This is a genomic window from Pseudomonas sp. LAMO17WK12:I5, assembly GCF_900215165.1.
Lineage (GTDB): Bacteria > Pseudomonadota > Gammaproteobacteria > Pseudomonadales > Pseudomonadaceae > Aquipseudomonas > Aquipseudomonas putida_A.
This window is the reverse complement of the sequence record NZ_OBDS01000001.1, coordinates 232201-245300: the sequence shown is the minus strand read 5'-3', so window position 1 is coordinate 245300 and position 13100 is coordinate 232201. Positions and strand designations below refer to the sequence as shown.

Genomic DNA, 13100 nt, shown 5'->3' with positions numbered 1-13100 from the left:
TGTCGCTGACACTCCGCTTTCGCGAGCAAGCCCGCTCCCACAGGGGGATCTGTGTACTTCAGCGGGTATGCGCCTGTTCCACCAGCCAGATCATCAACTCTTCCAGCTGCGGCGACGCCTCGCCGCCCTGCGGCATCACCACGTAGTAGCCCAGCCCCGTTTTCACCTTCAGATCAAACGGCATCACCAGCCGCCCCGCGCGCAGGTCATCGCCGATCAGTGACCAGTCGCCAATCGCCACGCCCGTCCCATGCGACGCCATCGACATCGCCTGATCCAGCGTCTCGAAATGCTGCCCCATGTTGACGTTGTTCAACTGCAATTCGGCGGCGGTCAGCCACACCGACCAGTCTTGTGTATCGCGGGTCGGATGCAGCAGCAGATGCTGTTGCAGGTCGGCCGGTTCGCTCAGCGCCGGTGGGCCTTTCAATAATGCTGGCGAGCAGACCGGTGTCAGTTGTTCATCAAACAGGTGCAGGGCAGTCGAGGAGTTGTCCGGCGGGGTGCCGTAGATCACCGCCGCATCGAATTGCTCGCGCTGGAAGTCGACGCCATGGGCCAGTGTAGTGGTCAGTTTGACCGGCACGTCCGGGCGTTCCTTTTGCCATTGCAGCAGGCGCGGCACCAGCCAGCGCATCACGCAGCTGGGCGCCTTGAGTTGCAGGGTTTGCCGCTTGCGACCGATCTGCTCGGTGGCCTCGCTGATCAGGCCGAAGATCTTTTCCACCCGTGGCAGCCATTCGCGTCCTTCGGCGGTCAGTTCCAGGCCTCGGGCCAGACGGATGAACAACTCATACCCCAGATGAGCTTCCAGCCCGGCAATCTGCCGGCTCACCGCGCCCTGAGTGATGTGCAACTGCTCGGCCGCCCGGGTGAAGTTGCAGCACTGCGCAGTAATCAGAAACGTGTGCAGGGCGGGCAGGGGAGGCAGTCGTTTCATGTGGATCCAAGGTATGACGTGAGGACATGGCTAGTATGACTTTTAATCGATTGTTGCCGCTACCTGCCGCCCGTTCAATGAGCCCATTCAAGGGCTCTTTGTAGGAGTGAGCCTGCTCGCGATTGCGATGTGTCAGTCACTGCGATGTTGAATGCACCGAAGTCATCGCGAGCAGGCTCACTCCTACACGGGATCTGTGTTTTCAGCTGACAAAAGGGCAATCGACATGGCGACGTGTGGCGAAGTACTGGTCAAGTTACTCGAGGATTACGGGGTCGAGCAGGTGTTCGGCATTCCCGGGGTGCACACCGTGGAACTGTATCGCGGGCTGGCCCGTTCGAGCATCAACCACGTCACTCCACGGCACGAGCAGGGCGCCGGATTCATGGCTGACGGCTATGCGCGCACCAGCGGCAAACCGGGTGTGTGCTTCATCATCACCGGCCCGGGCATGACCAACATCACCACCGCGATGGGCCAGGCCTACGCCGACTCGATCCCGATGCTGGTGATCTCCAGCGTGCAGACCCGCAGCCAGTTGGGTGGCGGTCGCGGCAAACTCCATGAGTTGCCGAACCAGAGTGCGCTGGTCGGCGGCGTCGCGGCGTTCTCCCACACGCTGATGTCGGCGGCGGAATTGCCCGGCGTGCTGGCCCGTGCTTTCGCACTGTTTCAGGCCGGGCGTCCGCGTCCGGTGCACATCGAGATTCCGCTGGATGTTTTGGTAGAAGAGGCTGATGAGCTGCTCGCCAGCGTTCCGGTGCACATCGACCGCGCCGGGGCTGCACCGGCTGCAGTACGGCGCATGACTGAGTTGCTGGCCGGCGCTCAACGTCCGCTGATTCTCGCCGGTGGCGGCGCCATCGATGCCGCCGCCGAACTCACCGAACTGGCCGAGTTGCTCGACGCCCCGGTGGCGCTGACCATCAACGCCAAAGGCATGTTGCCGTCCAGCCATCCGCTGCTGATCGGCTCAACGCAAAGCCTGGTCGCGACCCGCGCACTGGTGGCCGATGCCGACGTGGTGCTGGCGATCGGCACCGAACTGGCCGAAACCGATTATGACGTGACCTTCGCCGGCGGCTTTGAAATCCCCGGCAAGTTGCTACGCATCGACATCGACGCCGATCAGACCGTGCGCAACTATCCGCCGCACGTGGCCTTGGTCGCCGACTCGCGCAACGCTGCGCATGCACTGCTCGGCGCACTGTCGCAGCAGGCGCTGGCCGAGCGGCGTAACGATTGGGGCCAGGTGCGGGCAGCGCGTCTGCGCGATGAACTGGCCGCGACCTGGGATGCGCCAACCCTGGCCCAGACCCGTTTTCTGGAAACCGTGCTGCACGAATTGCCGGACGCAGTGTTCGTTGGCGATTCCACACAACCGGTGTACACCGGCAACCTCACCTTCAACCCGGAGCGACCACGGCGCTGGTTCAACTCGTCCACTGGTTACGGCACCCTCGGTTATGCCCTGCCGGCGGCTATTGGCGCGTGGCTCGGTGGCGGCATTGAGGGTGGCGCTCGTCCGCCAGTGGTGTGCCTGATCGGCGACGGCGGCTTGCAGTTCACCTTGCCGGAACTGGCCAGCGCGGTTGAAGCGCACACGCCGGTAATCGTCCTGCTGTGGAATAACCAGGGCTACGAAGAGATCAAGAAGTACATGGTCAACCGCGCCATCGAACCGGTCGGCGTCGATATCTACACCCCGGATTTCATCGGCGTCGCCAAGGCCCTGGGCTGCGCCGCCGAAGCGATCAGTTCGGTTGAACAACTGCGCGGCGCGCTGCGCGCCGCCACCGATCGTCAGGGCCCGACCCTGATCGAAATCGACCAGACCCAGTGGATGCAGGCGGTGGCCCAATGATCAATTTCCCAACCACACTCGATGGTCTGTACATCAACGGTCAATGGTCGGCCGGGCGTGAACACCTGCGGGTGATCAATCCGGCCACCGAAGCACTGCTGACCACTGTCAATGGCGGCGATGAACGCGCGGTTGATCTGGCCGTCAGCGCCGCCACTGAAGCGTTCAAGCGCTGGTCGAAAACCACTGGCGCCGAGCGTGGCGCGATCCTGCGCAACATCGCCAATGGCGTGCGCAACGGCCGCGATCATCTGATGAAGCTGCAGTCGAGCAACAACGGCAAACCGCAATTCGAAGCGGCGATCGACGTCGATGATGTGATCGCCACTTTCGAGTATTACGCCGAATTGGCCGAAGGCCTCGACGCACAACTCGACAGCAACGTGGCGCTGCCCAGCGATGACTTCAGCGCGCGTCTGCGTCGTGAACCGTGCGGTGTGGTCGGGCTGATCGTGCCGTGGAATTTCCCGATGGTCACCACCGCGTGGAAGCTCGCCCCGGCCTTGGCCGCCGGTTGCTGCGTGGTGCTCAAGCCGTCGGAAGTCACGCCGCTGCCGGAGCTGGAACTGGCGGCGATCATTGCCGAGTCCGGCTTGCCCGACGGTGTGTTCAACCTGGTTTGCGGCACCGGTCTGGCGGTCGGTGCACCGCTGTCGGCGGACCCGCGCATCGCCAAGATTTCCTTCACCGGCAGCAATGCCGTCGGCGTGCAGGTGATGCAGCGCGCCGCCGAAACGGTGAAGGGCGTGAGCCTGGAACTGGGCGGCAAATCTTCGCTGCTGGTGCTTGAAGATGCCGATTTGGAACTGGCGGTGGAACTGGCCTGCGGCGGCGGTTTCTTCAACGCCGGGCAGATGTGCTCGGCCACCAGTCGGGTGCTGGTTGCCGATGAGCTGGCCGATGAGTTTTTAGAGCGTCTGCAAAAGCGTGCGCAAGCGATTCGCGTGGCCGATCCGTTCGACCCGGACGTGGAGATGGGCGCGCTGGTCAATCAGGCGCAATACCAGCGCGTGCTCGGTCACATCGACCGTGGCTTGAGCGCTGGCGCCAAGCTGGTGTGCGGCGGCAATCGTCCGGCGCATCTGCCACGCGGCTATTTTTTGCAGCCGACAGTGTTCACCGACGTGCCCCTCGACAGTGCGTTGTGGTGTGAAGAGATTTTCGGCCCGGTGCTCTGCGTGCGCAGTTTCAGCAGCGAAGCCGAGGCGATTGCCCTGGCCAACGACAGCCAGTTCGGGCTGGTCGCCAGTGTGGTGACGCGTAACGCCGAGACTGCCGACCGCGTCGCCAACGCCCTGCAGGCGGGGCTTGTATGGCTCAACGCGCCGCAAGTGATCTTCCCGCAGACGGCGTGGGGCGGCTACAAGCAGAGCAGCATCGGCCGTGAATTGGGGCCGTGGGGCCTGGCCGCGTTTCAGGAAATCAAACACGTGATCCGGGCGCTCTGAACGCCCGAAAACGGTGAGTGCATGCCTCGCAACGAGGCATGCGTCGGTGTCATGGCTTCGATGAGTTTTTATCGATAGTCAGGTGTATTGCACGACCTCAGGATGAACCCGTCGGCAGCGCTGCAGGCCTTTTAATACAAGGCCTGCAGCGGATCCGGCCGCGCGGATGCAACGGTTGCGACCAACCTCATACTTAAAAGAACAAAGGGAGTCCTTCATGGGCGAGCATGATCTGAACAGGCGTCAATTCATTAAAACCGTCGGCGTCGCCTCGGTAGCGGCGGCGGCCCTGAGCATGCCCTTCATCCGGGCCAGCGCCAGCGACACGCGTTTTGCTGGCAAGACTCTGCGTTTGCTGACCTGGTCGGATGACACCGGCCTCGCCGCACTGCGCAACATCGCCGCCACCTTCGAGGCCAAGACCGGCGCCAAGGTCATCGCCGACCGCACCGGCAGCACCTCGGAAATGGTCGCCAAACTCAAGGCCGGCGGTGACCGTCCGCAGTACGACATCATCACCCTGGCCGGGGTCGGCGCCGAAGGTCTGGCCGCCGCCGGGCTGCTGGAAAAACCCGACCTCAACCGGATTCCAAACCTGATCGACGTACCGGAAAAATACCGCACCGGCGCCAACGGGCACGGCATCGGTTACCTGCTGTGGTGCAACAGTCTGGTCTACAGCACCCGCACCCTCAAACAGGCACCGGACAGTTATGCCGCGCTGTGGGATGCCGATCTGGCGCCGAACATTTTCCTGCCGCCGCCGAACTGGACCGAGGCCATGGACCTGATCATCATCGCCGCGAAACTCGCAGGCGGTGACGAACACAACATCGAGCCGGGCTTCAAGAAACTCGCCGAGCTGAAGGATCGCGTGGTCACCCTCGGCGAGAACCCGAACCAGATCGCCGAACTGTTCCGCACCGGTTCCCTGGACATGGGCGGCTTGTATGCTCCGGCATTCTTCCCCAAGCAGATCCGCGATCCGAACTACGGCCTCGGTGCCACGTTCGGCATGAAGGAAGGTTTTTACACCGACCTGATGCTCTCGGTGATGCCGAAGAACCGTCCGGGCGACACCGACCTGGCCTACGCCTTCATCGACCACTCTCTCGACCCGCTGGTGCAGGGCAAGATGGCCGAAGACATCTTCAACGGCCCGGTCAACGCCAAGGCGATCATCTCCGCCGAAGCGCGCAAGAGCCCGTACATCCTCACGCCGGAGCAGATTGCCGAGAAGGCGATCATGCACGACAACGCCTTCCTGGCGACCGTGCATGACCAATGGATTCGTCGCTATACGGAAATTTTTTCTTCCTGACGCCGGCCTCCCGAACACCACGGGCCCCCTGTGGGAGCGAGTCCTGTGGTGAGGGGATTTATCCCCGATGGGCAGCGTAGCTGCCCCAAGATCAGCAAATACGGTGCATCAAATGTACCGCGCACGATGGTTTTGCGACTGCTTCGCAGCCGGTCGGGGATAAATCCCCTCACCACAAAAAATGACTCCCATAGGAGACAGAGGTGTTTGGCAGATTAGTTTTCCATTGACGAGATCATTGCTATGGAACATCAATCCCTGACCCAACCGGTTGGCGCCGCTGACGTGCGCCCGGCGCGCGGTATTTCGCCGACGGCGCGGGCGTGGTTTTTCCTCACGCCGTCGATGCTGTTTCTCGGTGTGCTGATCGCCGCCAGCCTGCTGGTGCTGCGCATGAGCGTCGGCACTAAAGGCGCGGAATGGAGCGGGTTCAGCCTCGCCAGCTACGCGCAATTGCTCGAACCCTATTACCTCAAATCCCTGCTGCTGACCCTGCGTCTGGCGCTGATCAGCGCAGTGATCGCGGTGCTGCTGGCGATCCCGGTGGCGTACACCATGTCACGGCTGACCTCGCCGTTCGTGCGGCGGATCTTCCTTGCCGCAGTGTTGCTGCCGCTGCTGGTCAACCTGCTGCTGCAAAGCTACGGTTGGCTGGTGATTCTCGGCCCGGGCGGGATGCTCAACCAGACGCTGATGGGCCTGGGCCTGATCAAGCGCCCGATCATGCTGCTGTACAACCAGAACGGCGTGCTGATGGGCCTGGTGCAGACCGCGTTTCCTTTGGCCGTGCTGCCGATTGCCAGCGCCATGCGCGGTGTTGCGCGTACCTACGAAGAGGCGGCGGCGACACTGGGCGCCAGTCGTTTTCAAGTGTTCCGTCAGGTGGTGTTGCCGATGAGTCTGCCGGGGATCATCACCGGGGCGACGCTGGTGTTCGCCTACAACGCCAGCAGTTTTGTCGTGCCGTTGCTGCTCGGTGGCCGCCGTGTGCCGATGCTCGCGGTGATGGTGCATGACCAGATCGCGCCGCTGATGAACTGGCCCGCGGCATCCGCTGCCGGGGTGGTGCTGATCGTCACCACGCTGGCGATCATGACCCTGTCTGAATACATCACCGGCCGTCGTCGGCGGCTGCTGGAGGCTTCGCAATGAGTACCCTGACCAACAAGCGCATGGCGCTGCTGCCCGGCGACACCGGCAAGTTCGCCGGGATCCTCTCCGGGTTCATTCTGCTGCTGGCGGTGTTGCCGATCCTGACCATGATCGTCATGTCGTTCAGCGGTGCGTCGAACCTCGACTTCCCGCCGAGCAGCTACAGCCTGCAGTGGTACAAGGCGGCCTGGCACACCTTCGTCTCGCCAGACGCCAGCGACGTGCTGAGTCTCGGCCAGGCCATGGCTACCAGCCTCCTAGTGTCGTGCCTAACTATGGTTTTCGCCACGCTGATCGCGGTGCCTGCCGCCTATGCGCTGACCCGTTGCGATTTCCGTGGCAAAGCCGTGGCGCTGCAACTGATGTCGCTGCCGCTGGTGTTTCCGATGGTGGTGTTGGGACTGGCGTTGCTGCTGGTGTTCGACAGCCTGCCGTTCCACCTGACCACCTCGCGGCTGGTGATTGCTCACGTGATTCTGGCGCTGCCGTTCGTGGTGAAAAACTGCACCGCCGCGATGCTCTCCATCGGCAGCGAAGTCGAAGAGGCGGCGCGGATGCTCGGCGCTTCACCGCTGCGGGCGATTGTCGACGTGGTGGTGCCGTTGATGAAATCGGGGATTCTGGCGGGGATGCTGCTGGCGTTCATCGTCTCGTTCAACGAATTCACCGTGACCTATTTCCTCTACACCATCGACGTCATGACCGTGCCGATCTGGATGTACAGCCGCACCGTGTCATCGCTCGACCCTACCGTGTTCTCGTTTGCCGTGCTGATCGTGCTGATCGACTTCGTCCTGATCTGGGCGCTGGAGAAGCTGGTGGGCGAGGGCGGCGTTTCCTTTTGATTTGAGGTGCAACATGACTGGTCTGATTCTGGAAAACGTCGAGAAATTCTACGGCTCGGCTTGCGCGGTACAGGACGTCAACCTGCATTTGCCGGAAGGCAAGCTGGTGTGTTTTCTCGGCCCGTCGGGCTGCGGCAAAACCACCTTGCTGCGGATGATCGCCGGGCTGGAAACCCTGACCGGCGGCGAGATTCGCCTGGACGGCGAGAACATCGGTCACACCCCGGCGCACCTGCGCAACTTCGGCATGGTGTTCCAGTCGCTGGCGCTGTTCCCGCACATGACCGTCGGCGAGAACATCGCCTACCCGCTGAAACTGCGCGGCGTGAGCAAGGCCGAGCAGCAGGCGCGGGTGGTGGAGTTGCTAGAGTTGATTCAGCTGCAAGCAATGATCGACCGGCCGGTGGCGAAACTCTCCGGCGGGCAACGGCAGCGGGTGGCGATTGCCCGGGCCATCGCCTCGCGGCCGAAAATCCTCCTGCTCGACGAACCGTTGTCGGCGCTGGACGCCAAGCTGCGCGAGTCGATGCAGGTGGAAATACGTCAGCTGCAACAGCGCTTGAACATCACCACGATCATGGTCACCCACGATCAGCGCGAAGCCATGACCATGGCCGACATCGTCGTGGTGCTGGGCGAGCACAAGGTGCAGCAGGTGGGCACACCGATCGAAATCTACCGGCACCCGGCCAACGAGTTCGTCGCCGACTTCATCGGTTCGGGCAACATTTTTCCGGCCACGGCGCTGGGTGACGGCAAGGTCAGTTTGCCGGGCGGTGATGCGCTGCAAGTGCCGATCTGCAGCAGCATCGAAGCGGGGCAGAAGGTGAAGATGCTGATTCGTCCGGAGGATCTGCAACTGTCCGCGCCACAAGCCACGGCGGGCAATCGCTTGCTCGGCAAGGTGACGTTCGTGCGCGATATCGGCGCGACCATCGAGACCACGGTGGAGTGTTCCGGGGTGACGTTCACCGCGTTGAGTACGCCGTGTCAGGGGATCGGTTTGGGGATCGGGCATCCGGTGTCGGTGACGTTGCCGAGCGAGGCGTGTCGGGTGTTGGGGGCTTGATCCGGATTTGATGTTGGCCTCGCTGGCAACTTCGCGAGCAGGCTCGCTCCCACATTTGGAAATGCGTTCCTCTGTGGGAGCGAGCCTGCTCGCGAAAGCGCCAGATGCAGCAACGCCAAGTCCGGATCAGACCGACTGCCGCAACCGCGCCAGATCCCTTAACGGCGGTGCACCAAACAAGCGGCTGTACTCGCGGCTGAACTGCGACGGGCTTTCATAGCCCACGCGATAGCCCGCCGCCGATGCTTCCAGCCCTTCGGCCAGCATCAGGCGCCGCGCTTCCTGCAGGCGCAATTGCTTCTGGTACTGCAACGGACTCATCGCGGTCATCGCCTTGAAGCGGTGATGCAGGGTTGAAACGCTGAGGTTGACTTCTTTCGCCAGATCATCAATGCGCAGCGGCTGTTCGAAGTTGCCGTTGAGCCATTTGATCGCCTGGCTGATGCGGTGGCTCTGGCTGTTGGCAATCGCGATTTCATACAGGCGATGGCCCTGCGGACTGCGCAGCAGGCGATAAAGAATCTCCCGGCGAATCAGTGGCGCGAGCATGGCGATGTCTTTCGGCGCATCCAGCAGTCGCGCCAGACGCAACACCGCGTCGAGCATCGCGCTGTCGATCTTTTCCACATACAGGCCGCGCCCGGTCGGCCGGGTCGGCACGCCCATCGGCCCCGCGTCGGCGATCAGTGCGGTGATTTCCGCCGGGTCGATGTCCAGGCGCACGGCGAGAATCGGATCCTCCGGCGAGACATTCACTACCCGCCCGCTGAGCGGCATCGAGACCGAGACCACCAGATAATTCAGCGGGTCGTAATTGAAGAACTCATCGGCCAGGCGCACCTCTTTGCGGCCCTGAGCCATGATGCACAGCGCCGGTTGCGCAAGTACCGGGGCGAAGTCATGGGACTGGGTATGGCGCGACATGAACAGCGAGCCGATGGCGGTCTGGTAACTGCCGTCGTCCGTGGTGTTGCGGCGGATGATCGCCGCGAGTTCTGCACGCTGTTTTTCCATGTCGGCATCGGGCGGAGACTGGAAACGATCGAATGACGTCATGCACGGCATCCTCGGCAAGGAATCTGGAATGGGGCAGAGCATATGTTTGTGCAAGCGCCAGCGGTAGACACATCCTGTCAAATGCTTGCCTGATTCTGCATGGGCTGCTTTTGCGTGCCGGCCATCAGCCCGCGACCGCCACCTTACCCCTTGGGTCGAAGACCCCTGTAGGAGCTGCCGAAGGCTGCGATCTTTTGATTTTAAAAACAAAAGTCAAAAGATCGCAGCCTTCGGCAGCTCCTACACAAAAGCGTTGTGACAGCGGTGTGACAGGTTTCTACCCATCGATGCGGGGCGTTTGTGCAGTCTCGCAGGATTGTGCAACGCAGCGGCAGGAATCGACTAACGGCACCTTGCGCCCGGCCCTTAACCTTTGATCCTGTCGCAGCCCGTCCCCCGGCTGCCACGCGACTCCCTGGGAGGGTTGAACATGTCCAAGCAGATTCCCGTCAGTCATATGGCCTTCGTTCGAGCGCGCGCCGGACGCTCCGCCGAACTGGGTGTACGCCTCAGTGCCTTGATCGAACCGTCACGCAACGCCCCCGGTTGCCTGAACTTCGCCCTGCAGCATTCGCAATGCGATCCGGAGCTGTGGCTGGTCTCCGGTTTCTGGAGCCATCAACAGGCAATGACCGCGTATTTCAACAGCCCGTCGATGCAGATCTTTGCCGAACTGGTCCAGGACCTGGTGGTCAACAGCCTGGATTTCCACACCTTCAAAGAGGTGTCGGCAGCGCAGGCGCTCGGACAATGTCCGGCACCGATACACAAACTCGCCGGTTGAGGGTTTAATGTCCGGCTTATTCATCTGAGCCAGGATGTGTGCCATGGCACGTAAAGAGTTTGAACACTTCGAAGCAGTCTCCGCAGTCGTCCCTGTCGAGTTGGGCGGCAACAAGGGTTACCACGCGGCAATCGCGGTCAAGGCCCTGGTCGATGGCGGTGCGCCACGCTTCCACAAACTGCTGGGTGATCAGGTTTTCCCCGGCGCCATCGCTGCCGATGAGGCTGCCATCAATGAGCTGGACCGCCTCAAGGGCGTCACTGATGACGCCGAGCTGATCTGGTAACTGCGCTTACTTGTCCGCCCCCGGGCGCCACATCTTGAACAGGGCTTCAGGCCCCAACTGGAAATAATCCGCCGGCCCGCCGCCGCGCAGAATCGGTTCTGCCGCGGCGGTGTCGTAGATCCCGTCCTTCAACAGCCATTTGGCGATATGCACGGCGACCACTTCGCCGAGAATCAGCCAGCTCGGCACGGTTTCGCCATCGGCGCGCTGCAACTGGATGATCTGCGTGACCTTGCACTCGAAGGACACCGGGCTTTCGGCTACCCGTGGTACCGCAATCACCTTCGACGCCACTGACGTCAGCCCGGCCAATTCAAACTCGTTGACCTCAGGCGCGACCATCGCGCAGCTCTGGTTCATCTGCTCGGCCAACGGGCGAGTGGCGAGGTTCCAGGCGAACTCGCCGGTCTGCTCGATGTTGTTCAGGCTGTCTTTGCGCCCGATGCTGGAAAAACCAATGATCGGCGGAATGTAGTTGAACGCGTTGAAGAAACTGTAAGGCGCAAGATTCAGCTGGCCGTCGGCATCCTGCGAAGAAATCCAGCCGATGGGACGCGGGCCGACGATGGCGTTGAACGGATCGTGGGGCAGACCGTGGCCGTTGGCGGGTTCGTAGAAGTGGATGTCATCGGACATGGCTGGAGGTTCCTGGAGGGCGTTTGTAGAAGGCAATAGTGCAAGTCTGAAACAGCATTTTCCAGTCACACAAAGATATTCCAGTTGATGCAATCCCCTTTGTGGCAGCGGGTTGCTCGCGAATGCAATCTTTCAGTTGCCACAGTGGTTGACTGACCCGGCGCTTTCGCGAGCAAGCCCGCTCCCACAGGGGATATTTGCCGTGCCCCAGAAATGACTAAGCCCGGCCGAAGCCGGGCTGTGCGCTTTACAACTGCAATCAGCTGATCGAAGCGGATTGGGTGCGATCGTAGCCGTCAGCGGCGAAGGCAGCTGAACCGGTGCGGTCGTAACCGTCTTCAGCAAAGGTCGCCGAACCGGTGCGGTCGTAGCCGTCTTCAGCAAAGGTCGCCGAACCGGTGCGGTCGTAGCCGTCTTCAGCAAAGGTCGCCGAACCGGTGCGGTCGTAGCCATCCTCGGCGACAGTTGCCGAGCCAGTGCGGTCATAACCATCGGCAGCGACGGCCGAGCCAGTGCGATCAAAACCGTCGGCAGCAAAGGTGTTGGCGGCCATTACGGACAAGGCGAAAGCGAGGATCAGTTTGGTTTTCATGTGAGTGACTCCAGATTCGTTGGCGGGTGTGTCTTGCATGGGTTTAATGCTACGCCAACTAAATTGATAAAAAAGCGCAAATAAATGCTAAAAACAATCGATTAACTTGATATTAAGGGCGGCGCATTGAATGGGCTTCCACTGTCGGGAGCGAACGCCGCGCGGGTCATCGATCAGGTAGTGGCAGGATGCCGGGGCAGCATTAATGGGGGATTAATCGCTGTTTTTCGCGATATGACGGATTTTTCATCTGTTGCCGACCGGTTTTTCACCGGTGCGACGCCAGTCTGCCCACGGCCAGAAAACCAAGAACCGGCCGTCCCACACTGGAGCTTTGCTTGCGATGAACAAACTGCCTCAAATCACCCTGGCGTTCTGGGTCATGAAAATCTGCGCGACGACCCTGGGGGAAACCGCGGGGGACTTGCTGTCGATGACGCTCAACGTCGGGTACGCCCTCAGCTCGCTGATCCTGATCAGCGTGTTCGTGCTGACCCTGATCAGCCAACTGATGGCCAAGACCTACAAGCCGCTGCTGTACTGGATCGTGATTCTGTCGACCAGCACCGCCGGCACCACCATGTCCGACTTCATGGACCGCACCCTTGAACTGGGCTACGCCACCGGGTCGATGATCCTGATTGCGATTCTATTGGCGATCTTCACGGCCTGGCGTCTGAGCGGCGATTCTCTGAACGTCAGCAAGGTGCAGACTTTCCGCGGCGAGATGTTCTACTGGATGGCGATTCTGTTTTCCAACACCCTGGGCACTGCGCTCGGCGATTACCTGGCCGATGATTCGGGCCTGGGTTTTGCCGGTGGCGCGCTGCTGATCGGCTCGACCATTGCCGTGGTCGTGGCGCTCAAATACTTCACGAAGATTTCGTCGGTGCTGTTGTTCTGGGTGGCGTTCGTGCTGACCCGGCCGTTCGGTGCGACCTTGGGCGACCTGATGACCAAGTCCCATGAAAAGGGCGGCCTGGACTTCGGCACCATCGGCTCGTCGGCGGTGTTGGCGGGGATTCTGCTGGTGATGATTGTCGGCGCGTCGTATGCGCAGAAGCGTTATGGCAAGCCGCCGGTTGCCGAGTTGACTTGATACCGAGT

Annotated in this window: 13 protein-coding genes; 9 read left to right on the top strand and 4 right to left on the bottom strand. The window is 61.6% G+C overall.

The genetic code is table 11. From position 1 onward, the window contains the following. Positions 1-58: 58 nt before the first annotated feature. Complete coding sequence (locus tag CRO59_RS01125) at positions 59-940, bottom strand: LysR substrate-binding domain-containing protein (RefSeq protein WP_097086004.1); 882 nt, start codon at positions 938-940, stop codon at positions 59-61. Positions 941-1166: 226 nt separating this feature from the next. Here CRO59_RS01125 and CRO59_RS01120 point away from each other — a divergent pair, with 226 nt between their 5' ends. The 6 genes from CRO59_RS01120 to CRO59_RS01095 all read left to right on the top strand — a co-directional run bounded on the left by CRO59_RS01120 (position 1167) and on the right by CRO59_RS01095 (position 8639). Next, positions 1167-2804, top strand: coding sequence for a 5-guanidino-2-oxopentanoate decarboxylase (locus tag CRO59_RS01120; RefSeq protein ID WP_097086003.1), 1638 nt, complete (start codon positions 1167-1169; stop codon positions 2802-2804). Next, positions 2801-4252 (top strand): aldehyde dehydrogenase family protein, encoded by a 1452-nt coding sequence (locus tag CRO59_RS01115; protein ID WP_097086001.1) that lies wholly within the window; start codon positions 2801-2803, stop codon positions 4250-4252. Before CRO59_RS01120 ends, CRO59_RS01115 begins: the two co-directional genes overlap by 4 nt. Positions 4253-4469: 217 nt before the next feature. After that, complete coding sequence (locus CRO59_RS01110) at positions 4470-5573, top strand: ABC transporter substrate-binding protein (RefSeq protein ID WP_027612490.1); 1104 nt, start codon at positions 4470-4472, stop codon at positions 5571-5573. 243 nt (positions 5574-5816) lie between these two features. Beyond that, complete coding sequence (locus CRO59_RS01105; RefSeq protein WP_025111659.1) at positions 5817-6725, top strand: ABC transporter permease; 909 nt, start codon at positions 5817-5819, stop codon at positions 6723-6725. Continuing rightward, positions 6722-7570: an ABC transporter permease gene (locus CRO59_RS01100; protein ID WP_097085999.1), complete on the top strand. Its 849-nt coding sequence runs from the start codon at positions 6722-6724 to the stop codon at positions 7568-7570. The genes CRO59_RS01105 and CRO59_RS01100 overlap by 4 nt, the downstream gene beginning before the upstream one ends. A 13-nt stretch (positions 7571-7583) precedes the next feature. Then, the gene (locus CRO59_RS01095) at positions 7584-8639 is read left to right on the top strand and encodes an ABC transporter ATP-binding protein (protein ID WP_097085997.1); all 1056 of its coding nucleotides are present in this window, start codon (positions 7584-7586) and stop codon (positions 8637-8639) included. 126 nt (positions 8640-8765) lie between these two features. On the opposite strand, the gene CRO59_RS01090 is transcribed toward CRO59_RS01095, so the two are convergent. Beyond that, on the bottom strand, positions 8766-9695 hold the full coding sequence (locus CRO59_RS01090) for an AraC family transcriptional regulator (RefSeq protein ID WP_027612494.1): 930 nt from the start codon (positions 9693-9695) through the stop codon (positions 8766-8768). A gap of 430 nt (positions 9696-10125) precedes the next feature. Between CRO59_RS01090 and CRO59_RS01085 the strand changes: the two genes are divergently transcribed. Together CRO59_RS01085 and CRO59_RS01080 are read left to right on the top strand one after the other, a co-directional pair. Then, entirely contained in the window at positions 10126-10479 is a 354-nt protein-coding gene (locus tag CRO59_RS01085; protein WP_027612495.1) for an antibiotic biosynthesis monooxygenase family protein, read from the top strand. Positions 10480-10522: 43 nt separating this feature from the next. Continuing rightward, the gene (locus tag CRO59_RS01080) at positions 10523-10765 is read left to right on the top strand and encodes a hypothetical protein (RefSeq protein ID WP_007965872.1); all 243 of its coding nucleotides are present in this window, start codon (positions 10523-10525) and stop codon (positions 10763-10765) included. Between the two features lie 6 nt (positions 10766-10771). Here the strand turns inward: CRO59_RS01080 and CRO59_RS01075 are convergent, their stop codons facing one another. Further along, a complete protein-coding gene (locus CRO59_RS01075; protein ID WP_027612497.1) occupies positions 10772-11401 on the bottom strand; it encodes a flavin reductase family protein in 630 nt (209 codons plus the stop codon). A 259-nt stretch (positions 11402-11660) separates the two neighbouring features. Then, positions 11661-11993 (bottom strand): hypothetical protein, encoded by a 333-nt coding sequence (locus CRO59_RS01070; protein ID WP_097093071.1) that lies wholly within the window; start codon positions 11991-11993, stop codon positions 11661-11663. A gap of 343 nt (positions 11994-12336) precedes the next feature. Between CRO59_RS01070 and CRO59_RS01065 the strand changes: the two genes are divergently transcribed. Beyond that, positions 12337-13092 (top strand): membrane protein, encoded by a 756-nt coding sequence (locus CRO59_RS01065; RefSeq protein ID WP_027612499.1) that lies wholly within the window; start codon positions 12337-12339, stop codon positions 13090-13092. Positions 13093-13100: the final 8 nt, after the last annotated feature.

Bases quoted from the DNA above. Each gene is read 5' to 3' on its own strand.
- CRO59_RS01125 (WP_097086004.1), bottom strand. From the start codon at position 940: ATGAAACGACTGCCTCCCCTGCCCGCCCTGCACACGTTTCTGATTACT.
- CRO59_RS01120 (WP_097086003.1), top strand. From the start codon at position 1,167: ATGGCGACGTGTGGCGAAGTACTGGTCAAGTTACTCGAGGATTACGGG.
- CRO59_RS01115 (WP_097086001.1), top strand. From the start codon at position 2,801: ATGATCAATTTCCCAACCACACTCGATGGTCTGTACATCAACGGTCAA.
- CRO59_RS01110 (WP_027612490.1), top strand. From the start codon at position 4,470: ATGGGCGAGCATGATCTGAACAGGCGTCAATTCATTAAAACCGTCGGC.
- CRO59_RS01105 (WP_025111659.1), top strand. From the start codon at position 5,817: ATGGAACATCAATCCCTGACCCAACCGGTTGGCGCCGCTGACGTGCGC.
- CRO59_RS01100 (WP_097085999.1), top strand. From the start codon at position 6,722: ATGAGTACCCTGACCAACAAGCGCATGGCGCTGCTGCCCGGCGACACC.
- CRO59_RS01095 (WP_097085997.1), top strand. From the start codon at position 7,584: ATGACTGGTCTGATTCTGGAAAACGTCGAGAAATTCTACGGCTCGGCT.
- CRO59_RS01090 (WP_027612494.1), bottom strand. From the start codon at position 9,695: ATGACGTCATTCGATCGTTTCCAGTCTCCGCCCGATGCCGACATGGAA.
- CRO59_RS01085 (WP_027612495.1), top strand. From the start codon at position 10,126: ATGTCCAAGCAGATTCCCGTCAGTCATATGGCCTTCGTTCGAGCGCGC.
- CRO59_RS01080 (WP_007965872.1), top strand. From the start codon at position 10,523: ATGGCACGTAAAGAGTTTGAACACTTCGAAGCAGTCTCCGCAGTCGTC.
- CRO59_RS01075 (WP_027612497.1), bottom strand. From the start codon at position 11,401: ATGTCCGATGACATCCACTTCTACGAACCCGCCAACGGCCACGGTCTG.
- CRO59_RS01070 (WP_097093071.1), bottom strand. From the start codon at position 11,993: ATGAAAACCAAACTGATCCTCGCTTTCGCCTTGTCCGTAATGGCCGCC.
- CRO59_RS01065 (WP_027612499.1), top strand. From the start codon at position 12,337: ATGAACAAACTGCCTCAAATCACCCTGGCGTTCTGGGTCATGAAAATC.